This is a genomic window from Lachnoanaerobaculum orale (assembly GCF_003862485.1).
In the GTDB taxonomy this organism is placed as follows: domain Bacteria; phylum Bacillota; class Clostridia; order Lachnospirales; family Lachnospiraceae; genus Lachnoanaerobaculum; species Lachnoanaerobaculum orale.
This window is the reverse complement of the sequence record NZ_RRCM01000001.1, coordinates 1,561,928-1,586,009: the sequence shown is the minus strand read 5'-3', so window position 1 is coordinate 1,586,009 and position 24,082 is coordinate 1,561,928. Positions and strand designations below refer to the sequence as shown.

Here is a 24,082-nt window from a genome sequence, read left to right as displayed (position 1 = left end):
CCATATTTTATTTATTTTTTTATAACATCCTCCAACAAATGCAGAGGGAAAGGCGGTGAAGCCAAAGGTCTTACAGCTATGGACATCAAAAGTAGCGGGTTGTCGTCTGCCGCACTTCTGTTTGTATTAAGTTTACCGCATTTTTTACACCTGTGAACTATTGCCCATTCACCTTTGTCCTTAACCCATATGGAAATAGGTTCCATTATGCCTTTGCAGTCACTTTTCCGATCCCCCGGTTCATTGTCCACATGAATGGAACAAAGACAGTATGGGCAGTGGTTTCTGTGATGTGTGCCTGCGCCCTCAGGTGTAATCATCTTTCCGCAGTTTGCACATGGGAAAGAGTCGTTACAAGCTTCATATCTGTAGTCGGGTTTTATACTGACGGCATTTTTCTTTTTTATTGTTCCGTTTCTTTTTTGAGGAGCTGAAGTGTTGTTAAGATTTTTAAGTGCAGCGTCCAAATCAAATTTTTCTTGACTCATATTTTCCTTTCTTTTGTGTATTTCTTACAATTTAATTTATAAAAGATACATAAATAAGCTCTATGAAATGACTTATGTATCTGATATAATTTGATTGTGTAAAAGCCATAATATATATGATACCGAAAAGACCGGTCAATCCGGTATCTGTCGTATTATACCTGAGAAATTAACATCTGTAAAATATATTTTATGACTGAACAGTGCATATTTGTAAAAGATGTAGGAGGAAAAATGGAAAGAGGAATAGTTGTTTTGGCCGCCGCACTCGGTATGAGCATGGGGATGTCGGTAGCTTCATATGCTGCAAGTTGGGAGCACGATTCAAAGGGATGGTGGTATATAACAGACGATTATAAATATCCGGTAGCACAGTGGAGAAATATTGACGGCAACTGGTATTACTTCAATTCAAAGGGATATACACTCACAGGATGGCAGTGGATTGACGGAAAGTCATACTTCTTTAATGATGGAAGCAATAAAAGTTTCCCGTACAGTGCAATGTTAAAGAGTACAAAATCTCCTGACGGATACGATTTGAATGCCGACGGTGCATGGGTGCAAAACGGAGTTGTAATGACAAAGTCCGGAGAAGCGGGACTTAGTGTAGCACAGGGCATAAGCGGTGAAAATTCCGGAGAAAGAGCGGATCTTTTCTTAAAGCTTAACGAATACAGAAAGTCTAAGGGACTTCCACAGATGGTTGTAAGCAACGAGCTTATGGCTGCCGCACAGAAGAGAGCCATGGAGGCTGCGGCATCTTTCTCGCATACAAGACCTGACGGTCAGAGTTTTTATACTGTAAACGATATCACAAATAATTATGTGGGATTATCCGAGATACTTACTATGGATAATTCGGCATCTACAGATATGAAGATAAATTCATTCAAGAATTCACCTAAGCACAATGAGCTTATGTTGCAGAGTGAAGGATTTATTGAGAATCTGCCGGCATCTACAATATATGCAGGTGTAGGTTATTACTACAGTAACGGCTACTACTATGTGGCAATGATTTTCGGACATCAAAAATAAATAATGCCGCCACCTATATGAGAGTAAAATCATATGGGTGGCGGTATTTTTATAGATTCATTTTATTCAAATCATTGAAAAATTCGGGATATGATATTTCAACACAATTTTTATTATCAAGTCTTATCTCTCCTTCAGATATGAGGTTTAAGACGGCAAAGGTCATTGCAATTCTGTGGTCATCGTGAGTGGATATTGTTACATTGCCTTTTAAATTATCGGCTCCTTTAATCTCCATACCGTCTTCGGTCTCAATTACATCCACACCGAGCTTAGAAAGTTCCTCACACATTACACGGATTCTGTTTGACTCTTTTACTTTAAGCTCCAGGGCATCTTTTATAACAGTGGTACCCTCGGCAAGTGAAGCAAGGGCTGCAAGCAGAGGAAGTTCATCTATAAGTGTAGGTATTATATCTCCGCCTATACAGGTTGCATGAAGCTTTGAATAAGCCACCTTTATATCCGCTACAGGTTCAAAGGAATCAGTTTGATTTATTATTTCAATATTTGCGCCCATATCTTTCAATACTTTTATTATACCGTCTCTTGTAGGATTGATACCTACATTTTCAAGTATCAGTTCCGAACCGGGAACGAGTATTGCGGCAGCCATAAAGAATGCGGCTGAAGATATATCTGAAGGCACATCTATATCATTTGCAAAAAGTTCACTGCATGGATTTATGGTTACACTTGTTTTGGTAGAGGTCAAATTTGCACCGAATCTTTTTAACATCAGTTCGGTATGGTCTCTTGATTTTGCAGGTTCAGTTACTGTAGTGGGACTTGACGCATATAATCCTGCAAGCAATATTGCGGATTTTACCTGTGCACTTGCTACAGGAGAGTTGTACTCTATACCGTGCAGTTTACTTCCTGTAATTGTAAGCGGTGCAAATCCGTCATTACTTTCTATATCGGCTCCCATCATTGAAAGGGGTGTAATTATTCGATTCATTGGTCTTTTTTGTATGGATTTGTCACCTGTAAGCACGGAGGTAAAGTTTTGTGCCGAGAGTATTCCGCTTACAAGTCTTGTTGTAGTGCCGCTGTTACCGCAATCAAGTATCTCATTTGGACAGGTAAGCCCGTAAAGTCCCTTTCCGTGAACTTTTACCGAGGTGTTGTAAAGTTCTATATCAATTCCCATTTTCTTGAATATCGAAATAGTGGAAATACAGTCGGCTCCTGTCAAAAACCCTTTTATATTTGTTGTCCCCTTGGCTATAGAGCCGAACATCACGGCTCTGTGTGAGATTGACTTGTCTCCGGGAACTCTTAATCTTCCTTTTATCATATTACCTCCGTTATAGTACCGTATAATTATATTCTCTTAATAATTTGCCTGCCATTTCACAGGAATCCGCATCGTAAAATGAGATATTTAGAGCACCTTCGCCCTTCTCTCTGTTGTGATTGATACCTATATTTTTGATACTGATTGAGTTTGCTGCCAGTATCGCGGAAATAACGGATATCGCACCGGGTTTATCCTGTATATGCACACTGATATCATGTTTTGAAATAATGACTCCTTGAGAGTTTGAGTCAAAGGAGTTTCTGTACTCTCCTGATTTTTCAAACATATTGCTGATATAAAGACTTGATTTGTCTGATAGATGCGTGTAAACATCTTCAAGCATATCAATGTATTTTCTGAGTATCTTATTGATAGGCACCGAGTTTACCATACATATCTGCTCCCACATAATAGGGGAGGCGGATGCAATCCTTGTTATATCCTTAAAGCCGCCTGCGGCAACTCTTTTCATGACCTCGTCACTGTAATCGTTATCCTTTACAAGATTTACCAAAGCGGCCGCAAGTATATGCGGCAGGTGACTGACTGTAGCTACCACATTGTCATGTTTTTGATAGTCTATTACAAAAGGAATGGCCTTTATCATCGTAACAATATCTGTCAGTACATCAAGTTTTTCTTCGGGAGTCTTTGATGAAGGCGTAATCATATAGTAGGCATTTTCCAAAAGCAGTGCGTCCGATGCGGCATATCCCGTTTTTTCGGAACCTGCCATAGGATGACCGCCTATAAAAACTTCTTCCATATCAAGCTTTTTTGCAAGATTATGAATGGATGATTTCGTGGAACCTACATCCGTTACTATACTTTCTTTCTTAATATACGGCTTTATCTTTTCAAGGTAGTACTCATTGAATTCTACAGGAGTACATAAAAAGATAATGTCACATTCTGAAAGCGAAGTATCTATATCTTCCAAAATAACATCAATTACTCCGTCACTTTTACCCTTTGAAAGTTCAAGGCTGTTATTTGTATAGGCATATATTTTTGATATCGGTCTGTATTTTTTTATTGCCCTTGCTATGGAGCCGCCTATAAGCCCAAAGCCTATGAAGGCTATGTTATTGTACTTCATAATTCTCCGTTTCCGCTTAACTTTGACATATGAAGTCTATTACATTTAAAGTCATTAGTCAACAATTTTACTTTAATGGTTTAAAGTGATAAAAGAAAAAGGAGATTATGTACTATTTAACTTTACTAAAATGGTATAATTGCACCAAAATATTATAAAATATTCTAACAATTTAACTATAAAAAAATTGTAAAATACATTGTATAAATTGAATATAAAACTTGAAATTTTATTGTTTGTTTAGTAAAATATCTTTATCAGAAAGTCTATTGACGAAAAAGGAGGGATTCTCTTATGAAGGTTTATGAAACTAAACAAATTCGTAATGTCGTATTACTTGGTCATGGAGGCTCGGGCAAGACTACAGTGGCGGAGGCTATGAGCTTTGTAGCTGGAAATATTTCTAAGATGGGAAGTATTTCAAGCGGAAATACCATAAGCGACTATGACAAGGAAGAAATAAAAAGAGGTTTTTCCATCAGTACTTCTTTGGTTCCGGTAGAATATGAGGGCGAATCCGGAAGCTTGAAGATAAATCTTTTGGATACTCCGGGATATTTTGACTTTGTAGGCGAGGTGGAAGAAGCCGTATCTGCTGCGGATGCAGCCATCATTGTAGTCAATTGTAAAGCGGGAATAGAAGTAGGTACCGTAAAAGCATGGGAAATTTGTGAGGAGTACGGATTACCTAGAATATTCTTTGTAACAAATATGGATGATGACAAGGCGAGCTATCGTGAACTGCTTTTGAAGCTTGAGACACGCTTCGGAAGAAAAGTGGCTCCGTTCCATCTTCCGATCAGAGAGAATGAAAAGTTCGTGGGATTTGTAAATGTTGTAAAGATGAAAGGTAGAAGATTTACACATTTATCGGATTATGTTGAGTGTGAGATACCTGACTATGTAGAGGCAAACCTTAAGATTGCAAGAGAAGCGCTTATGGAGGCTGTTGCAGAGACAAGTGAAGAGTATATGGAAAGATATCTCTCAGGTGAAGGCTTCAGTGATGAAGAAATCTCAGGCGCACTCAAGGATAATATTTGCAACGGAGATATAGTGCCTGTTATGATGGGTTCGGGAATCGATGCACAAGGATTTAAGGCACTTATGATGGCTATTGAAAAGTATTTCCCATCACCTGATTTTAAGGAATGTGTAGGCGTGGATGTAAGCAACGGCGAGCATTTCACAGCAAAGTACAACAAGGATGTTTCACTGTCCGCAAGAGTGTTTAAGACAATAGTGGATCCGTTTATCGGAAAGTATTCACTGGTTAAAGTATGTACAGGTACACTTAAACCTGACAGTGCAATCTATAATGTAGGTAAGGAAACTGAAGAAAAGTCCGGAAAGATATATGTACTCAGAGGTAAGAGCGCCATAGAAGTACCTGAGCTTGTAGCAGGTGATATCGGCGCTATGGCAAAACTCAGTGTGACAACAACAGGTGATACTATCGCACTTAAGAGCGCTCCTATACTTTATCACGGTCCGAAGATTTCATCACCGTATACATGTATGAGATATAAGATAGTGAATAAGGGTGAAGAAGATAAACTTTCATCAGGCTTGTCAAAGCTTATGGAAGAGGATTTGACACTAAAGCATGTAAACGATACTGCAAACAGACAGACTCTTATATACGGTATAGGCGACCAGCAGCTTGAAGTTGTGGTTAGTAAACTTTTAGACAGATATAAGGTTAAGATAGAGCTTTCAAGACCTAAGGTGGCCTTCAAAGAGACTATCAGACAAAAGGTTGAGGCGGCAGGAAGATATAAGAAGCAGTCAGGCGGACACGGACAGTTCGGTGATGTTAAGATGAGCTTTGAGCCTTCAGGAGATCTTGAAAAGCCGTATGTATTTGAAGAGACTGTATTCGGAGGTTCGGTTCCGAAAAACTATTTCCCTGCAGTAGAAAAAGGTATTGCGGAGTGCTGCGTTAAGGGACCTTTGGCTGCATATCCTGTAGTAGGTGTTAAGGCTGTGCTTTTGGACGGTTCTTACCATCCGGTTGATTCATCGGAGATGGCATTTAAGATGGCTGCAACCATTGCATTTAAGGACGGATTCATGAAGGCCGCTCCTGTACTCTTGGAGCCTATATATACAGTCAGCGTAATAGTACCTGATAAATTCACAGGTGATGTTATGGGAGATCTTAATAAGAGGCGCGGAAGAGTACTCGGTATGGAGTCCGTTAACCACGGTAAGCAGCTTATTAAGGCTGATGTACCTATGCTTGAAATGTTCGGATACAATACTGAGCTTCGCTCCATGACAGGCGGTATGGGCGTGTTCAGCTATGAGTTTGCAAGATACGAGCAGACTCCGGGTGATATCCAGAAAAAAGAGGTTGAGGCCAGAGCTTCAAAGCTTGATGCCGATACAGAATAATATATTGATTTAATAATTGGGGCTGTCGCTATGTAGCTTTAAAGCGACAGCCCCTTTTTTAAGATAATGTTTCTTTTGTGCATCGCTTTTATTACAGCTCCAAACTGTTGTGTAATTATCATTTTTAAAATAATAAAATAATCTGTAGCATCCTTGTAAGAATTCTTACTATAATGTTACAGATTGAATAAAGGGGTTGAAAATTTTTTCATATGGGTCTATATTAGTGCCAACGAAATAAAGTTTATAAAAAAGGAGATATCATTCATGCGTTTATCAAACATTAAAAAGTTAGTCGTTTCAGTAGGCTTAGCTTTAGGCTTGGTTTCAGGCAGTATGGTGGCTTTCGGTGCACCTTCACAGGTTATCACACCGGGTCAGTCAACAGCAGCTACCGCTCTAGGAGGTGTTAATTCACAGGTTATCGAAAACGGTAACAAAAGAATAGTTATCGTTGGTGAGGGACAGAAGGCACCTTCACAGGTTATCACACCTGGTGCAGCTACAAACACACAGATCAGAAGAGCTACTTTCAGCAATGCAACAGTTTCAAATGCAACACGTTCTAACGCTTCATCATCAAGTTCTTCATCAAGCAGAGGAAGATCATCAGGTTCAAGCTACGGCGGCGGAAGTGCAAGACCTGTAAGCACAAACAATACAAATACTACAAACAATGTAGGACCTAACGGAAACTCATACAACTCAAATACAGCTAACACAAGTACAAGAAATGTAGGACCTGCAGGCGCTAACAACAACGGTGCAACAAAGGGAGATGTTACAGCAGCTAAGAGAGGCAGATTGAATGTTCCAAAGACAGCAGATGCTTCAGCAATGGGATTATATGCAGCATTACTTGGTCTTTCAGCTGTAGGCGGTGCTCTTGTAGTAGCTACAAAGAAGAAAGAAAACTAATTTAGATATATTTTTAAGTCCATAGTGTATAAGCATTTTAGGCAGGCTATATAGCCTGCCTTTTTGTGTTTTTATATTTAAAATTGGCTGTTTCTTATAAAAAACATTAAATTGGTGAAGGAATGGCGTACCTGACTTTATTTTATATATTATATATAGTAAAATATAACTGCTCATTGAGGCGGTTATCCGTCTCTTAACAAAGGATTTATTTAGTGGAGGAATATTGTGAGAGGTGTTGAAACAAGAATTCAGGAAATAAGGCACAGAATCTTTAGGGAAGTTGCAAGAATGGCATACCACACGGAGTGGCCTGTAGATAAGAGAATAGAAGAACTTCCGTATAAGATCATTCCGGGCGAGGTTGGAAATTTTAGAAACAATGTTTTCCTGGAGAGAGCTATAGTCGGGGAGAGATTAAGACTTGCTATGGGATTGCCTTACAGAAGTGCGGCAAATCATGCTCCGCTTTCAGAGGGTATAGAACTGGCTGATAAGGCTGAAACATATTACACACCACCGTTGATCAATATTATAAAGTTTGCCTGTCACGGCTGTGTTGAAAAAAGAGTCTATGTTACCAACGGCTGTCAGGGTTGTCTTGCACATCCTTGTGCCGAAGTTTGTCCTACAGGTGCGGTAAGTATCGACAAAGAAAGCGGCTTTTCAAGCATCAATCAGGAAAAATGTATCAAATGCGGAAGATGCGCAAATGTCTGTGCTTACAATGCCATAATAATACAGACAAGACCTTGTGCGGCTTCATGCGGTATGGACGCCATTTCTTCAGATGAGAACGGCAAGGCCGATATTGACTATGACAAATGTGTATCCTGCGGACAATGCCTTGTAAACTGTCCTTTCGGCGCTATCTCGGACAAGTCACAGATTTTCCAGACTATAAGAGCTATACAGTCGGGAGAGAGAGTATATGCGGCGATTGCACCTGCATTCGTAGGACAGTTCGGACCTAAGGTTACACCGGGAAAACTTCGTGCGGCTATGAAAGCGCTAGGATTTGCGGATGTATTTGAGGTTGCGATAGGTGCCGACCTTTGTGCTACTCAAGAGGCCGAGGACTTCCTTTCCGAGGTTCCTGAAAAGTTGCCTTTTATGGGTACATCATGTTGTCCTTCATGGGCATTGATGGCAAAGAAGGTATTCCCTGATCAGGCAAATTGTATATCAATGGCGCTTACGCCTATGACACTGACAGCCAGACTTATAAAGAAACATCATCCTGACGGTAAGGTTGTATTTATAGGACCTTGCTCCGCAAAGAAGCTTGAGGCTATGTGGACAGAGGTTAGAAGTGAGGTGGACTTTGTACTGACATTTGAGGAGATGGCGGGAATATTTGATGCCAAGCATATAGATATTGAAAATCTGAATGAAGATCCTAACGGTGTCAATGATGCTTCTACAGCCGGAAGAAACTTCGCCGTAGCGGGAGGAGTTGCAAAGGCGGTAGTAGGTGTTATAAAGAAGCAATATCCTGACAAAGAAGTCAAGGTTATGAATGCCGAGGGATTGGTTGACTGCAGGAAGATGGTAATGATGGCAAAGGCAGGAAAATATCCGGGATATCTTCTTGAGGGTATGGCTTGTCCGGGAGGCTGTGTTGCAGGACCGGGTACAATGCAAAATATCAAGAAGTCACAGGGAGCCGTAAACCAGTACGCATCAAAAGCAAGCCATATAGTGGCAAGCGAAACCGAATCCGTAAAGGAACTTGATAAATTGGTTGAATAAAAATAAAGTTATTAGCACTTGAGTTACTCGAGTGCTAATTTTTTATTGACATTTGTATTTTGGTTGATATAATAGATATATCAGGCAAATGTGAAGCATTTGCTAATTTATTTGAGAGGTGATGACATGAAAAAGGGAAATTTATCAATAAACAGTGAAAATATTTTTCCGATTATAAAAAAATGGCTGTATTCAGATCATGATATATTTGTTAGAGAGTTGATATCAAATGCAACAGATGCAATAACAAAACTGAAAAAATTAAGTCTTGCAGGCGAGTTTACAAAGCCTGAAGATGAAAAGTATAAGATTGAGGTTGAAATCAGTCCTAAGCAAAAGATTATCCGTTTTATTGACAACGGTATAGGTATGACTGAGGAAGAAGTGGAAAAGTATATCAATCAGATAGCTTTTTCAGGTGCTGTCGACTTTATAGAAAAGTATAAAGACAAGGCAAATGAAGAGCAGATAATAGGACATTTCGGACTCGGATTTTATTCCGCATTTATGGTTGCCGATAAGGTTACTATAGATACCTTATCATATAAGGAAGGCTCAAAGCCTGTTCACTGGGTAAGTGACGGCGGACTTGAGTTTGAAATGGGTGAAGGAGATAAAGCTGCAAGAGGAACTTCTATTACACTTACTCTGAATGAGAACTGCCACGAGTTTGCAAACGAGTTCAGAGTAAGAGAAATTTTAAATAAATACTGTTCATTTATGCCTGAGGAGATTTTCCTAAAGGATATTGATGCAGAGGAATCTACCGAGACAATAGACAGTTCGGAACTTTTGGATACGGACACCGTGATAGAGAATATCATAGAGCCTGCAAAGACTGAGGAAAAGGAGAAAGAAGACGGTACCAAAGAAGTTGTGGAAGTTGAACCTGCAAAGGAAAAGGTAAAAATAGTAAAACGCCCTGTTCCGATCAATGATATACATCCGCTTTGGACAAAGCATCCTAACGAGTGCAGTGACGAGGAGTATATCGAATTCTACAGAAAAGTGTTTATGGACTACAAGGAGCCGCTTTTCTGGATTCATTTGAATATGGATTATCCTTTCAATCTGAAGGGTATACTTTATTTCCCTAAGATAAACAGTGAGTATGACTCTATAGAGGGCACTATAAAGCTCTACAACAATCAGGTATTTATTGCAGACAATATAAAAGAAGTTATTCCGGAGTTTTTACTGCTGCTAAAGGGTGTAATAGACAGTGCGGATATTCCTCTTAATGTATCGAGATCTGCACTGCAAAATGACGGTTCCGTAAAGAAAATCTCAGAGTATATTGCAAAGAAGGTGGCGGACAAGCTTTCCGGAATGTGCAAGACTGAGAGAGATAAGTATGAGAAGTACTGGGATGATATAGCACCTTTTATAAAGTACGGATACTTAAAAGATGAGAAGTTCGGTAAGAAGGTGGAAGAATACATTCTATTTAAGACCATAAATGACAAATACCTTACAGTTGATGAACTTATAAAAGAAAATAAGACTGATGAGCTTAAAGGTTTAGCCGATGAGAAATCTGCCGGTGATGAAAAGCCAAAAGAAAATGAAGAGAAAAAGACCGAAATCTTCTATGTAAATGATGTAAAAGAGCAGAGTCAGTATGTAAATATCTTCAAGTCGGCAGGCAAGGATGCGGTAGTACTTCCACACAGTATAGATGTACCTTTTATATCAACTCTTGAAATGAAGAGAGGAGATGTAAAGTTCTTAAGAATCGACTCCGATGTCAGCGATGATATGAGAAGTGAGGATGTAAGCGAGGAGTCAAAGAAGGCTTATGATGAATTATGTGAGAAGGTAAAGGGCGCGCTTCACAACGATAAGCTTAAGGTAAGCGTACAGCATCTGAAGAATGATGAAATTTCTTCGGTTATCACGATATCTGAAGAGAGCAGAAGAATGCAGGAGATGATGAAGCAGTACGGTATGATGGGAATGGACCCTTCCATGTTCGGAGGCGAAGGAGAGACACTTGTACTTAATGCAAATCATCCGCTTGTAAAGGAACTCTTATCAGACAGTCATAAAGAGTATTTTAATATGATTTGTGAGCAGCTCTATGATATGGCTTCCATATCACACAGCCCGCTCTCACCTGAGAGAATGACTGCATTTATAAAAAGAAGCAATGAACTTATGTTAAAACTTAAATAAAAAATGAGGCTGTCACATTAAATGTGGCAGCCTCATTTTTATTGAATTATTCAACGCCTACCATAACGGATGTGGCCTTGATAATTGCATATGCTTCCTTACCTACGGCAAGTTCAAGCTCCTCTACGGCATTTTTTGAAATTGTAGAAGAAACTATACCGAGATTTGTTTCAAGAGTTACGATATCGTTTACGGCACCTACCTGAATATTCTTTACTGTACCTTTAAATTTGTTTCTTGCAGATATCTTCGGAAGCTCGGTTGCAATCATAACTTCTGTAGCCTTGATAATGGCAACAGCTTCAACACCCTCTTTAAGTCCCAATTCCTTGATGGCATTCATTGAAATAGTGGATGAAACAATCTCATCGTTTACCTTAATAGATACTATACCGTTTACAGCACCTTCGTTAACATTAGTAACAATTCCTTTGAATTGATTTCTTGCGCTTAATTTCATTTTGTAAAACCCCTTTTGCAAATAATTTACATAAAGCGTATTGCCTTATACATTTAAAGATTTTACCATATAACTGTAAAATATCAAGAAATTTTATAAAATACGGTGAGGTATGTTTGGATATATTTTTACTTATAACTTGACTTATATAGGCGGTATAATTATAATGAATGTAGTTTTTAAAACTACATTAAACGGAGTTGAGATATATGACATATAGATTGATTGGAGACAGTTGTACCGATTTGGATGATAATCTAAAGAAAGATGACAATATAGTCATTGTACCTCTCACACTTGAAATCGGAGATTACAGTGTTAAAGATGATGATAAATTTAATCAAGAAGATTTTATAAAAAGAATGGCGGAGTCAAAGATAGGAGCAAAGAGTGCCTGTCCGTCTCCTGAGGCTTTCAAAGAAGCTATGGAATGTGATACCGACATGGCTTTTGTGGTGACACTTTCAGAACACTTGAGCGGAAGTTACCAAAGTGCCGAGATTGGAAAGAAGCTCTATGAAGAAGAGCATGACCACAAGGATATTTTGGTGCTTTCATCAAAGTCGGCTTCAGCAGGTCAATACAGACTGATGTTGGAACTTGACAAACTTTGTAGGCAGGGGCTTGGATTTGAGGAGATTTCAAAGAAAATTACCAAGCTTAGAGATGAGATGAAGACATACTTTGTCATTGAGACTCTTGATACATTAAGGAAAAACGGAAGACTTTCTGCAGTTACCGCATTTATAGCATCAGCCCTTAATATAAAGCCTATAATGGGTGCCGTGGACGGTGTAATAATAAAAAAAGACCAACAAAGAGGTATGCAAAAGGCGCTTGCAAAGATGGTAGAGATAGCCGTAAAAGAGGCGGGAGATAATGCATCCGAGAAGACCGTATGTATCACACATATAAACAATTTGGAGAGAGGCGAATATGTGGCCGATCTTTTCAGAAAGTCAGGTAAGTTTAAGGATATAAAGATGGTAAACGGTGCAGGAGTTGCGACATTGTATGCAGGTGACGGAGGTATAGTCATCGCTGTAGGATAAATTAAAAGTACACAATAATAAATTGTGTACTTTTTTTGATTTTATGATAAACTAATTTTAGAAAACATGAAGTTATTTAGAGCTTGTTTTACTAATATATAGCGAGGATTTTATGAATATACTTGATACAAAGGCTGCACTGGAAAATAAAGGGCAGGATTTATTGGAAAAATTATATACCAAGGTAGGAGTTAAGGATAATTTAAAGAGATATGAAGATGTTTTACAAGGATTTGTAAGAGAATTCGGTGAAAAAGATGTTAAACTGTTCTCATCTACCGGAAGAACGGAGATTTCAGGAAATCATACGGATCACAACAACGGTAAAGTGCTTGGAGGAAGTATAAACCTTGACTGTATAGCGGCCGCGGCGGATAACGGTTCAAATATTGTAAATATTGTGAGTGAGTCATTTTCACAAAAGTTCAGTATAGATATAAACGATATAAAACCGGGAGTGGAAAAGGTAGGAACTACGGAGTTACTTAAGGGTATTTTGGCGGGCTTCATAGAAAGAAATGCCAATATAGGCGGATTTGACGCATATATCACAAGTAATGTTATTTCAAGTGCAGGTGTAAGCTCATCTGCAGCGTTTGAGACTCTTATATGCCAGATAATAAATACACTGTTCAATGACGGGAAACTCTCAAAGACGGATTATGCATATATAGGAAAGTATGCCGAGAATCACTATTGGGATAAGGCAAGCGGACTTTTGGACCAGATGTGTTGTGCATACGGCGGACTGATAAGTATCGACTTTAAAAATCCGGATATGCCGAAAGTTACGGAGATAGATTTTGATTTTTCAGCTGCAAAGCATGATCTTATTATAGTTCAAACAGGAAGAGGACATGCCGACCTTTCTGCAGATTACTCATCCATACCTTCAGAGATGAAGAAGGTGGCTGAGTACTTCGGTAAAAATACACTGTCTGAGGTGGATGAAGGGGAATTCTACAACAATTTGCCACAGATAAGAGAGTATGCAAATGACAGAGCGGTGTTAAGGAGCATACATTTCTTTGATGAGAACAAGAGAGTGGAGGCGCAGGTGAATGCACTTGCACATAATGACTTTGATACATTCTTGAAAAATATAACCGAAAGCGGCAATTCGTCATGGAAGTATCTTCAGAATGTGTATACAAATGCCGCACCGAACGAACAGGGCATCACTGTGGCACTTGCACTTTCAGAGAGATTTTTGAAGGATAAAAATGTAGGTGCAACCAGAGTACATGGCGGAGGTTTTGCAGGAGTAATAATGGCAATGGTACCTGAAGAGTACAGTGACGAGTATGTTGCATATATGGACGGATTCTTAGGCGAGGGTTCTTCTTATAAGATGAAGATAAGACCTTACGGGTCTATTTGCCTGAATGATTTTATTTAAGGAGGAAAATATTGGAAAAGCAATATTCGGTAGCATGTTTGATAGTGGGAATACTAAGCTGTGTACTATGTTGTATGTGTGTAGGATTTCCGCTTGGAATAGCAGGAGTGGTACTGTTTGTACTGTCCACAAGAAACGGTAACGAAGCGGATGCAAAGGCTATAATAGGTTTGATACTTTCAATAATCGGATTTATACTTTCTATAATATCCGCGGTATTTATTATTATCGCAGTTTTAAATTCACCTGATTCAGACAGAAATTACTATAATCATGACAGTGTATTTGACTACTTTGATTATGATAACGATTCGCTTGACTATGACGATTATTACAAAAACTTACCTTACGAATATGACGACGGTGTTTTTGACTACAAAGGAAGTGAAGGACTTAACGAATTTTAAAATATAAAGGATAGCGTATTAGCGTATGAAATGCCCATTTTGCCAAGCACAGGATACAAAGGTTATAGACTCACGCCCTGCCGACGACAACTCTTCAATAAAGAGAAGAAGGCAGTGCGAAAGCTGCAATAAGAGATTTACCACATATGAAAAGCTTGAGACAATACCTCTTATGGTAATAAAAAAAGATGAGTCCAGAGAAAACTTTGACAGGTCGAAGATAGAAGCAGGAATTATACAAAGTTGTCATAAGAGGCCTGTATCCACAGCTGAAATTAAAAAGACCGTTGATGAGATAGAAAATCAAATATATGCGATGGAAGTCAGTGAAATACCTACAAGGACGATAGGTGAACTTGTGATGGAACAATTGAAGGATCTTGATGAGGTGGCCTATGTAAGGTTTGCGTCCGTATACAGAGAATTTAAGGATGTAAGTACTTTTATGGATGAAATTACAAAGCTTTTAAAGAAATGATATTTATGAATAAACTTTTTCCGAGATTGTATAAAAAAGATATATACGATATAGACTACAGGGGGTTGTATAACAGGGGGTTTCGAGCAATACTTTTTGATATAGACAATACTTTGACCACACATGGGACAAGGGCAGACGGTTCAAATGTCGCTTTTTTCAAAAACTTGAGAGATATAGGCTTTAAGACCTGCCTTATATCAAATAATAAAGAAAAAAGGGTGCTTCCGTTTGCGAAGGCGGTAAATTCAGAGTATATTTATAAGGCAAATAAGCCTTCAAAAAGAGGATATATAAAGGCGATGGAGCTGCTTGAAGTAAAGGATACTCAGACAGTTTTTATCGGAGATCAGATTTTTACTGATATCTGGGGAGCAAACAGTGCCGGAGTGTATTCCATACTGGTGGACCCTATAAGTCCTAAAGAGGAGATACAGATAGTTTTGAAAAGATACCTTGAAAGAATTGTATTGTTCTTTTATAAAAGAGCTTTAGAAAAAGGAAGAAGCAATGATTAGTGCAAGTACAAGTGTATACGGTATAGTAGGCAATCCGATAGAGCACAGCCTGTCACCTCTTTTACAAAACGCTTTGGCAAAAGAGATGAATATTGATATGGGCTACGTGGCATTTCATGTGACTGATAATATAAAAGCTGCAATAGAAGGAGCTTATTTTCTTGGAATAAAGGGATTTAATGTAACGATTCCTTTCAAAAAAGATATGCTTGATATAGTAAGCGATATAGATGAAAGAGCAAAAAAAATAGGAGCCGTAAACACTCTGAAAAAAGTAGAGAGCGGATATAAGGGCTATAACACAGATATCCTCGGATTAAAGCACAGTATAAAAAATAACGGGATGAGTATCAAAGGCAAAAATGTGATACTTCTCGGTGCAGGCGGTGCTGCAAAGGCTGCACTCTATCTGGCAATAGAAGAAGGTGCAAAGTCTGTCACCATCATAAACAGAAATGTCGAAAGAGCAAATGAACTAAAAAAAGAGGTCTGCGATACTTTTAAAAATATATCTGTAGTGTCATTGGATGAACTTAAACGAAATTTGGAAATTTTGGAGCATAACGATTATTTTGTGTTTCAGACCACCAATGTAGGTATGTACCCGAAAATTGACGAGTGCATAATAGATGATGCAGGATTCTATGAAAAATGTGACTGCGGAATTGATTTAATATATATTCCTTTTGAGACTTTATTTATCAAAAATATGCTTAAAGCAAATAAAAGATGCATCAACGGGCTTGATATGCTTATACTTCAGGGAGTTGCAAGCTTTGAGATATGGAATGATGTAAAGGTGGGACAGTCCGTAGTTGAAAAGGTGAAGGTTTTACTTACTGAAAAGCTAAAAGAGAGAATGAAATGAAGATTTTGGTAATAAACGGTGTAAATATGAACTTCCTCGGTATCAGAAACAAGGAAGTCTATGGAAATAAGGACTACAATTATCTTCTGAAGATGATTGAAGAAAAGGCAAAAGAGCTTAAAGTGGAAGTGGAATGCTTTCAAAGCAATCACGAGGGTGCAATAGTTGATAAGCTTCAAGAAGCATATTTTGAAGATGTGGCAGGTATTGTAATAAACCCTGCGGCATTTACCCATACAAGTGTGGCAATAAGAGACGCACTTGAAAGTCTTGGCTGTATAAAAGTAGAAGTCCATATATCCAATATCTCCGACAGGGAGGATTTCAGGCATAAATCACTTACACAGCCGGTGTGCAACGGACAGATAGCCGGACTTGGGCTTGACGGATATACTTTGGCAATGGAATATATAGTAAAGAATGTTACCGGGCGATAAATTTTAGCTTGATTTGAATTAAAAATTGTTATAAAATATCGTGAGTATCGCATGAAAGTTTAGGAGGAGATATAAATGGTTTCAGCAGGTGATTTTAAAAACGGTTTGACATTGGAAATCGAGGCGGGTCAGGTTTTTCAGATTCTTGAGTTTCAGCATGTTAAGCCGGGAAAGGGAGCTGCATTCGTTCGTACAAAGATTAAGAATGTAATCACAGGTAGCGTTGTTGAGAGAACTTTCCGACCTACTGAGAAATTCCCACAGGCAAGAATTGACAGAGCGGATATGCAGTATCTGTATTCAGACGGTGATATGTACAACTTTATGAATGTAGAGACATTTGACCAGATAGCACTCAACAAGGACAAGGTTGGAGATGCTCTTAAGTTTGTAAAAGAGAATGAGATGGTCAAGATTTGTTCATTCAATGGCAATGTATTTTCAGTAGAGCCGCCATTATTTGTAGAGTTGGAAATCACAGATACAGAGCCGGGATTTGCCGGAAATACGGCACAGGGAGCTACAAAGCCTGCAACAGTTGAGACAGGTGCTACCGTATATGTTCCTTTGTTTGTAAATCTTGGTGATAAGATCAAGATTGATACAAGAACAGGTGAGTATCTATCAAGAGTTTAATGATTTAGTATTTGGCGGTCTTAGGACCGTCCTTTTTTGTAACATTGAAGTCCGAAGGCCTTTATAAAGGCTTACAAAACATAAATTAAAGTGGAGAAGTATGAAGACAATTATAGAATTGATTTCAGATGAATTAAAATCCGCCTTTGCAAAATTGTATGGTGACGACAATTACGGTAAGGTCAATATTTCAAACAGACCTGACCTGTGTGAGTATCAGTGTAACGGTGCAATGGCGGCTGCTAAGGTGTTTAAGAAAAAACCTATTGATATTGCAAATGAAGTTGCGGAACTTTTAAAAGAAAGTGACAGCTTTGATAAAATAGAGGCTGTTATGCCGGGATTTATCAATATAAATATAAGCGCCGCTTTTATAGAAAAGTACATTAAGGATATGTCAAACTCTGAAAAATACGGAGTGGAATATGACAATCCTTCAAAGAAAATAATGATCGACTACGGCGGTGCAAATGTAGCAAAGCCTTTGCATATAGGGCATCTTCGTTCGGCCATTATAGGTGAGTGTCTAAAGAGAATGGGAAGATTCTTCGGAAATGAAGTGATATCCGATGTGCATCTGGGCGACTGGGGCCTTCAGATGGGACTTATAATAGAAGAGCTTAGAGAAAGAAATCCTGAGCTTGTATATTTTAAGAAGGACTTTGACGGAGAGTATCCTAAGGAGGCGCCTTTTACATTGAACGATCTTGAGGAGATATATCCTGCAGCTTCCAAAAAATCAAAGGCGGACGAGAACTTTAAGCAAAGGGCACAGGAAGCTACATTGGAGCTTCAAAAGGGATACAAACCTTATAGAGCCATATGGCAGCATATTATGGATTTGTCGGTAGAGGATTTGAAGAAAAACTATGGTTCACTGCTTGTAGATTTTGACCTTTGGAAGGGCGAATCTGACGCGGATCCGTATATCCCCGATCTTATAAAGGATCTTGAAGACAGAAAGATTGCAAGAGTGTCGGAGGGTGCACTTGTAGTTGATATAGGCGTGGAGGGAGATAAGAAAGAATTGCCTCCATGTATTATCAGAAAGTCGGACGGCGCGGCACTCTATGCCACCTCGGATCTGGGTACACTTGTGGAGAGAGAAAAACTCTACTCTCCGGATGAGTATATCTATATAGCTGATAAGAGACAGGAACTTCACTATACACAGTTTTTCAGAGTGGCAAGAATAGCAGGGATTGTACCGAAAAGTCATGAGCTTAAGTATATAGGTTTCGGTACAATCAACGGTAAGGACGGCAAGCCTCTAAAGACCAGAGACGGCGGTGTGGTTCGTCTGGAAGCTGTTATAAATGATATTGCCGACGAAGTTTTTTCAAAGATAAAGCAAAGCCGAGATGTCTCTGATGAGGAAGCAAGAAATACCGCAAAGATTGTAGGACTTGCCGCTATAAAGTATGCGGATCTCAGCAATCAGGCTGCAAAGGACTATATATTCGATATTGACAGATTTACTTCATTTGAAGGAAATACAGGACCTTATATCCTATATACAATAGTCAGAATAAAGTCTATATTGGAAAAGTACTATGAAAGCAGTTCACAACAGATAAGTCTTAATGACTTGACAGTGCCTGTAGAGGATATTCATAAGAAACTTTATATGGAATTGTCACAGTACAATGAGGTTATGAAGACGGCATGGGAAGAACTGGCACCGCATAGAATATGTCAGTTTATATATTCGGTTTCAAACACATTCAATTCATTCTATCATGAGATTAAGATACTCACAGAGAGTGATGAGAAAAAGAAAAAGGGATATCTGGCAACTATTCTGTTAACAAAGGAAATACTTGAAACAGCTATAAACTTACTTGGAATAGAAGCACCTGATAAGATGTAATAAAAAACTATCGCTTTTGGAATCAAAGGCGGTAGTTTTTTGTTTTCAAAAAAATATTTTTGCTATATTATTTTTATTTAGATTGAAATTATATGTATAAAATTATAGACTAAGTGTAGTATAGTAAAGAGATGATATATAGGTTTATATTACATAATATTTTGCAATAAATACATAAGGTATATAATTTTACACAATGTATGCAAAAAAGTGCAATATAAATACTCAATAATCATCTTTAAGTTTGTACAAATATGGTATAATAAAGAAAAATTTGGGTGATAAAATGCTTTTGACGGTGATATACCGAATGACTAAGAATTTTTGCGGCTTCTTGGTTTATTTGTGTTTTAAGAGATTATGATTTGCTTTAGTAATCTGCTTGTGAGTTGACATTATATGTACTTGTATATTGCTTTAAATTACATTTTTTACCCGGATAGGAAGAGGAGAAAAATATGGGATTAGCTACATTTATTGGTGGTGTGCATCCGTATGAAGGTAAGGAACTTTCAATGGAACACCCTATAACAGTGCTACAACCAAAGGGTACCGAGATGGTTTTTCCGTTAGTTCAACATATCGGTGCACCTGCAAAACCTTTGGTGGCTGTTGGAGATGAAGTGCTGGTCGGACAAATCATTGCAGAGGCCGGAGGGTTTATTTCAGCCAATGTAGTAAGCTCAGTGTCCGGAAAAGTGAAAAAAATCGAGCCGAGAAGAGTCGCTAACGGTTCAATGGTGAATTCCGTTATCATCGAAGATGATAAAGAGTACCGTGCAATAGAAGGTTTCGGAGAAAAAAGAGATTACACCAAGCTTTCCAAGGATGAAATCAGAAACATAGTGAAAGCGGCAGGTATTGTAGGTCTTGGAGGTGCAGGATTTCCTACACATGTAAAGCTTTCACCGAAGAATGAAAATGAGATTGATTATATTATTGTAAACGGTGCGGAGTGTGAGCCTTATCTTACAAGTGACTACAGACTTATGATGGAAGAACCTGAAAAAATAGTCGGAGGATTAAAGGTTATACTTCAGCTTTTCCCTAATGCAAAAGGTATTATAGGAATTGAAAACAATAAGCCTAAAGCTATTGAAAAACTTAGAGAACTTGTAAAGAACGAGTCCAAGATAGAAGTGGTGGAGCTTTATACAAAGTATCCGCAAGGCGGTGAGCGATCACTTATCTATGCCTGCACAGGTAGAAAGTTGAACTCAAGCAAGTTGCCTGCAGATGTGGGATGTATAGTTGACAATACCGATACCGTTATATCTATTTATAATGCGGTAGTTGAGTCTACACCTCTTATCAGAAGAATTGTTACAATAACAGGTGATGCGATTACAACACCGCAGAACTTTAAAGTCAGAACAGGTATGAACTATCAGGAGCTTATAGAGGCCGCAGGCGGATTCAAAAAAGAGCCGAGAAAAGTTCTTTCAGGCGGACCTATGATGGGTCAGGCGCTCTTTACACTTGATATACCTGTTACAAAGGCGTCATCCTCCATAACAACATTTGTAAATGATGAAGTTGAGGATAATCCTGAGACACCTTGTATCAAATGCGGAAGATGTGTTGACGCTTGTCCAAGCTTCCTTGTTCCTGTTCTTATGATGGAAAAGGCACTTGCAGACGATACTGAAGGGTTTGAGAAGTTAAACGGTATGGAATGTGTGGAATGCGGTTCATGTGCCTATGTATGTCCGGCAAAGAGACCGCTTACACAGGGATTTAAATATATGCGTCAGGCTGTAGCGGCAAAGAGAAGAGCTGCAGCAGCAAAGAAGGAGGGGAAATAATGGCAAGCAAATTTAATGTTTCATCATCTCCTCATGTAAGGGACAATTCATCTACCGCCGGTATCATGAAGGATGTCTGCATTGCAATGATTCCGACATTGGCTTTCGGATGCTTTCAATTCGGTATTTCTGCACTTATAGTTGTTATATGTACAGTTCTTTCATGTGTACTTGCTGAATACTTATATGAGAAATTTATGAATAAACCGATAACTATAGGAGATTTTTCAGCTGTAGTTACAGGACTTATATTAGCCCTCAATATGCCGCCGCAGATTCCTGTGTGGATGCCTATACTTGGCGGTGTGTTTGCAATAATAGTTGTAAAGCAGCTCTACGGCGGACTCGGTCAGAACTTTATGAATCCGGCACTTGCAGCAAGATGCTTTATGCTTATATCTTTTGCCGGAGCTATGACAAACTTCAGCTCAACAGCACTGAAGTTTGATTCAACATCAACACCTACACCGCTCGGATTTTTAAGAGCAAACGGTATAGAGAAGGCGCTTGATCAGTACAAGCTTTTGAATATTTTCCTCGGCAGAATACCGGGAACAATAGGAGAGGTTTCAACAATTGCGCTTCTTATCGGTGCAATCTATCTGGTGGTAAGAAAGGTTATTTCACTTAGAATACCTCTTATATACATTGCAACAGTAGCTGTGTTTGTATTTATTTTCGGTGACCACAATCCTACAACGGTACTTTATCATGTACTTGGCGGTGGACTTATCTTCGGTGCGTTCTTTATGGCAACAGACTATGTAAGTACTCCGGTAACAAAGATGGGACAGGTTTACTTCGCCATATTTATAGGTATATTGACAGGATTGTTCAGACTTTTCGGAGGTAATGCGGAAGGTGTTTCATATGCAATCATTATCGGAAATATAGTTGCACCTTTGATTGAGAAAGCAACATTACCTAAGGCATTCGGAAGGGAGGCAAAGAAGGCATGAAAAAGCAATCAGGATTTATAAAAGATGCGATTATTTTATTTGCTATAACCCTTATTTCAGGACTTATACTGGGCTTTGTATACGATATTACAAAGGCACCTATAGCGGCAGCTGCAAAGGCTGCAAAGAATGAAGCTTATGCAGTGGTATTCCCGGAGGCAAAGGACTTTGAGGCAAGCGATGCCGAAACATCAAAGATTGCAGAGACTGCGGATGAAATATCAGGTAAGGGCTTCGGTCATGTAACTGTTGATGAAGTTGTAGATGCAAAGGATGCCTCGGGAAACAATGTCGGAAGAGTTATTACCGCAACATCAAAGGACGGTTACAACGGTACCGTTCAGCTTTCGGTAGGTATTAAGTCTGACGGTACGGTAGTGGGAATTACATTCCTTACATTGGCTGAGACACCGGGACTTGGTATGAGAGCTGGAGAAAAAGATTTCTACTCTCAGTATGCAAACAAAAATACAAAAGAGTTTAAGCTTGTAAAGGGCAGTGCAAGCGGTGACAATGAAATCGCTGCTATAAGCGGTTCAACCATCACAAGCAGTGCCGTTACAAATGCTGTCAATGCAGCGCTTTACTTTAATTCAATATTGGAATAAGGAGGAAATATGAACAAGATTTTAGAGCGTTTATATAACGGTATATTCAAAGAAAATCCTACCTTTGTTCTGATGTTAGGTATGTGTCCTACACTTGCAGTTACCACATCATTTGTAAATGCCGTCGGTATGGGACTTTCTACGACAGCCGTTTTAATGTTTTCAAATTTAATTATATCCGCAATGAGAAATATAATACCTGACAGAGTGAGAATCCCTGCGTTTATAGTTATCGTTGCGTCTTTGGTTACAGTTGTACAGCTTTTAATGCAGGGCTATACACCTGCGCTTTATAAGTCACTTGGTATCTATATACCGCTTATAGTTGTTAACTGTATTATTCTTGGTAGAGCAGAGAGTTATGCTTCAAAGAACCCTGCACTCCCTTCATTCTTTGACGGACTTGGAATGGGGCTGGGATTCACAATTTCACTTTCATGTATAGGAATCGTGAGAGAGCTTATAGGCGGAGGTACTTTCTTAAAAGGATTTTTACCGGCGGCATCATTCCCGAACGGTATAGTAATTATCCCTGACGGATACAGAATTTCCATATTCGTACTTGCACCGGGTGCGTTCTTTGTACTGGCGCTGCTTTCAGCATTACAAAATCATTTCAAGGCTCCAAGTGCTACAAATACAGGCAATACATCCGAGATAGCATGTGGAGGTAACTGTGCGGCTTGCTTCGGTGAGGCTAAGCTTGAAAACCATATCACTATTGATAAGGATCTTGAAAAGAAAGAACTTGAAGCAAAGAAGAAAAAAGAAGAGGCTCTTGCTAAGGCAAAGGCCGCAAAAGAAAATGCAAATGCGGGGGAGGGTAAATAATGACTCAACTGATTTTACTTTTGATTAGTGCGGCACTCGTAAACAACGTAGTGCTGAGCAGATTCTTGGGACTGTGTCCTTTCCTCGGTGTATCGAAAAAGACAGAGACTTCTGTAGGTATGGGTGCAGCGGTTATATTCGTTATCACTCTTTCAAGTATGTCGGCAAGTCTTATATATGCACATATTTTGATACCGCTGCATCTTGAATATTTGCAGACTATCGTATTTATCTTGGTTATTGCGGCTTTGGTACAGTTTGTTGAGATGGTATTAAAGAAAAATATGCCTTCACTTTATGAGGCACTGGGTGTATACCTGCCTCTTATTACAACCAACTGTGCAGTGCTCGGTGTGGCACTTGACAATGTTGCAAAAGAGTACAATTTTGCACAGAGCTTGGTATATGGTGTAGGTACCGCCAGCGGTTTTGCTTTGGCAATAGTATTACTTTCAGGTGTAAGAGAGAAGATTGAACACAATGATATTCCTCACACCGTATCAGGTATGCCTATTGTTCTTATCACTGCAGGTCTTATGGCTATTGCCTTTACAGGATTCTCAGGACTTATAAAATAGGAG

23 protein-coding genes are annotated in these 24,082 nt (G+C 38.9%); 19 read left to right on the top strand and 4 right to left on the bottom strand.

Going from position 1 to position 24,082, the window contains the following annotated elements; all coding sequences use genetic code 11:
• Positions 1–11: 11 nt before the first annotated feature.
• On the bottom strand, positions 12–488 hold the full coding sequence (locus tag EHW90_RS07500; RefSeq protein WP_124952225.1) for an RNHCP domain-containing protein: 477 nt from the start codon (positions 486–488) through the stop codon (positions 12–14).
• A 234-nt stretch (positions 489–722) separates the two neighbouring features.
• On the opposite strand from EHW90_RS07500, the gene EHW90_RS07495 reads away from it, so the two are divergent.
• Positions 723–1,529: a CAP domain-containing protein gene (locus EHW90_RS07495; protein WP_124952224.1), complete on the top strand. Its 807-nt coding sequence runs from the start codon at positions 723–725 to the stop codon at positions 1,527–1,529.
• A 49-nt stretch (positions 1,530–1,578) separates the two neighbouring features.
• Here the strand turns inward: EHW90_RS07495 and aroA are convergent, their stop codons facing one another.
• Both aroA and EHW90_RS07485 read right to left on the bottom strand, forming a co-directional pair.
• Positions 1,579–2,829 carry a 3-phosphoshikimate 1-carboxyvinyltransferase gene (gene aroA, locus EHW90_RS07490; RefSeq protein ID WP_124952223.1) on the bottom strand — a complete coding sequence of 417 codons (1,251 nt, stop codon included), beginning with the start codon at positions 2,827–2,829 and terminating at the stop codon, positions 1,579–1,581.
• 10 nt (positions 2,830–2,839) lie between these two features.
• Positions 2,840–3,931, bottom strand: a complete 1,092-nt coding sequence (locus EHW90_RS07485) for a prephenate dehydrogenase (protein WP_124952222.1) — start codon at positions 3,929–3,931, stop codon at positions 2,840–2,842.
• Positions 3,932–4,225: 294 nt separating this feature from the next.
• Here EHW90_RS07485 and EHW90_RS07480 point away from each other — a divergent pair, with 294 nt between their 5' ends.
• The 4 genes from EHW90_RS07480 (at position 4,226) to htpG (ending at position 11,173) form a co-directional block, all read left to right on the top strand.
• On the top strand, positions 4,226–6,328 hold the full coding sequence (locus EHW90_RS07480; RefSeq protein WP_124952221.1) for an elongation factor G: 2,103 nt from the start codon (positions 4,226–4,228) through the stop codon (positions 6,326–6,328).
• A gap of 267 nt (positions 6,329–6,595) precedes the next feature.
• Entirely contained in the window at positions 6,596–7,246 is a 651-nt protein-coding gene (locus EHW90_RS07475) for a sortase B protein-sorting domain-containing protein (protein ID WP_124952220.1), read from the top strand.
• 228 nt (positions 7,247–7,474) lie between these two features.
• Positions 7,475–8,998: a 4Fe-4S dicluster domain-containing protein gene (locus tag EHW90_RS07470; RefSeq protein ID WP_124952219.1), complete on the top strand. Its 1,524-nt coding sequence runs from the start codon at positions 7,475–7,477 to the stop codon at positions 8,996–8,998.
• 126 nt (positions 8,999–9,124) lie between these two features.
• Positions 9,125–11,173, top strand: coding sequence for a molecular chaperone HtpG (htpG, locus tag EHW90_RS07465; RefSeq protein ID WP_124952218.1), 2,049 nt, complete (start codon positions 9,125–9,127; stop codon positions 11,171–11,173).
• Between the two features lie 46 nt (positions 11,174–11,219).
• Here the strand turns inward: htpG and EHW90_RS07460 are convergent, their stop codons facing one another.
• Positions 11,220–11,633, bottom strand: coding sequence for a TOBE domain-containing protein (locus EHW90_RS07460; RefSeq protein ID WP_124952217.1), 414 nt, complete (start codon positions 11,631–11,633; stop codon positions 11,220–11,222).
• A gap of 209 nt (positions 11,634–11,842) precedes the next feature.
• Here EHW90_RS07460 and EHW90_RS07455 point away from each other — a divergent pair, with 209 nt between their 5' ends.
• From EHW90_RS07455 to rsxA, 14 genes are all read left to right on the top strand, one after another.
• Positions 11,843–12,685 (top strand): DegV family protein, encoded by an 843-nt coding sequence (locus tag EHW90_RS07455; protein ID WP_124952216.1) that lies wholly within the window; start codon positions 11,843–11,845, stop codon positions 12,683–12,685.
• Positions 12,686–12,797: 112 nt separating this feature from the next.
• Entirely contained in the window at positions 12,798–14,084 is a 1,287-nt protein-coding gene (locus tag EHW90_RS07450) for a galactokinase (protein WP_124952215.1), read from the top strand.
• An 11-nt stretch (positions 14,085–14,095) separates the two neighbouring features.
• A complete protein-coding gene (locus EHW90_RS07445) occupies positions 14,096–14,491 on the top strand; it encodes a DUF4190 domain-containing protein (protein WP_243113938.1) in 396 nt (131 codons plus the stop codon).
• Between the two features lie 25 nt (positions 14,492–14,516).
• Positions 14,517–14,969 carry a transcriptional regulator NrdR gene (gene nrdR / locus EHW90_RS07440; RefSeq protein WP_124952213.1) on the top strand — a complete coding sequence of 151 codons (453 nt, stop codon included), beginning with the start codon at positions 14,517–14,519 and terminating at the stop codon, positions 14,967–14,969.
• Positions 14,966–15,487, top strand: a complete 522-nt coding sequence (locus tag EHW90_RS07435) for a YqeG family HAD IIIA-type phosphatase (protein ID WP_124952212.1) — start codon at positions 14,966–14,968, stop codon at positions 15,485–15,487. The genes nrdR and EHW90_RS07435 overlap by 4 nt, the downstream gene beginning before the upstream one ends.
• Entirely contained in the window at positions 15,480–16,355 is an 876-nt protein-coding gene (aroE, locus tag EHW90_RS07430; protein WP_124952211.1) for a shikimate dehydrogenase, read from the top strand. The genes EHW90_RS07435 and aroE overlap by 8 nt, the downstream gene beginning before the upstream one ends.
• Positions 16,352–16,792 carry a type II 3-dehydroquinate dehydratase gene (gene aroQ, locus EHW90_RS07425; RefSeq protein ID WP_060931700.1) on the top strand — a complete coding sequence of 147 codons (441 nt, stop codon included), beginning with the start codon at positions 16,352–16,354 and terminating at the stop codon, positions 16,790–16,792. Before aroE ends, aroQ begins: the two co-directional genes overlap by 4 nt.
• A gap of 75 nt (positions 16,793–16,867) precedes the next feature.
• Positions 16,868–17,428 (top strand): elongation factor P, encoded by a 561-nt coding sequence (efp, locus tag EHW90_RS07420; protein ID WP_009446377.1) that lies wholly within the window; start codon positions 16,868–16,870, stop codon positions 17,426–17,428.
• Between the two features lie 100 nt (positions 17,429–17,528).
• Positions 17,529–19,298, top strand: a complete 1,770-nt coding sequence (gene argS / locus EHW90_RS07415) for an arginine--tRNA ligase (RefSeq protein WP_124952210.1) — start codon at positions 17,529–17,531, stop codon at positions 19,296–19,298.
• 458 nt (positions 19,299–19,756) lie between these two features.
• Positions 19,757–21,103 carry an electron transport complex subunit RsxC gene (rsxC, locus tag EHW90_RS07410; RefSeq protein WP_060931698.1) on the top strand — a complete coding sequence of 449 codons (1,347 nt, stop codon included), beginning with the start codon at positions 19,757–19,759 and terminating at the stop codon, positions 21,101–21,103.
• On the top strand, positions 21,103–22,062 hold the full coding sequence (locus tag EHW90_RS07405; protein ID WP_124952209.1) for an RnfABCDGE type electron transport complex subunit D: 960 nt from the start codon (positions 21,103–21,105) through the stop codon (positions 22,060–22,062). The genes rsxC and EHW90_RS07405 overlap by 1 nt, the downstream gene beginning before the upstream one ends.
• Positions 22,059–22,670 (top strand): RnfABCDGE type electron transport complex subunit G, encoded by a 612-nt coding sequence (locus EHW90_RS07400; protein WP_124952208.1) that lies wholly within the window; start codon positions 22,059–22,061, stop codon positions 22,668–22,670. The genes EHW90_RS07405 and EHW90_RS07400 overlap by 4 nt, the downstream gene beginning before the upstream one ends.
• Positions 22,671–22,679: 9 nt before the next feature.
• Positions 22,680–23,501, top strand: a complete 822-nt coding sequence (rsxE, locus tag EHW90_RS07395; protein ID WP_009446382.1) for an electron transport complex subunit RsxE — start codon at positions 22,680–22,682, stop codon at positions 23,499–23,501.
• A complete protein-coding gene (gene rsxA, locus EHW90_RS07390; RefSeq protein ID WP_124952207.1) occupies positions 23,501–24,079 on the top strand; it encodes an electron transport complex subunit RsxA in 579 nt (192 codons plus the stop codon). Before rsxE ends, rsxA begins: the two co-directional genes overlap by 1 nt.
• Positions 24,080–24,082 lie beyond the last annotated feature (3 nt).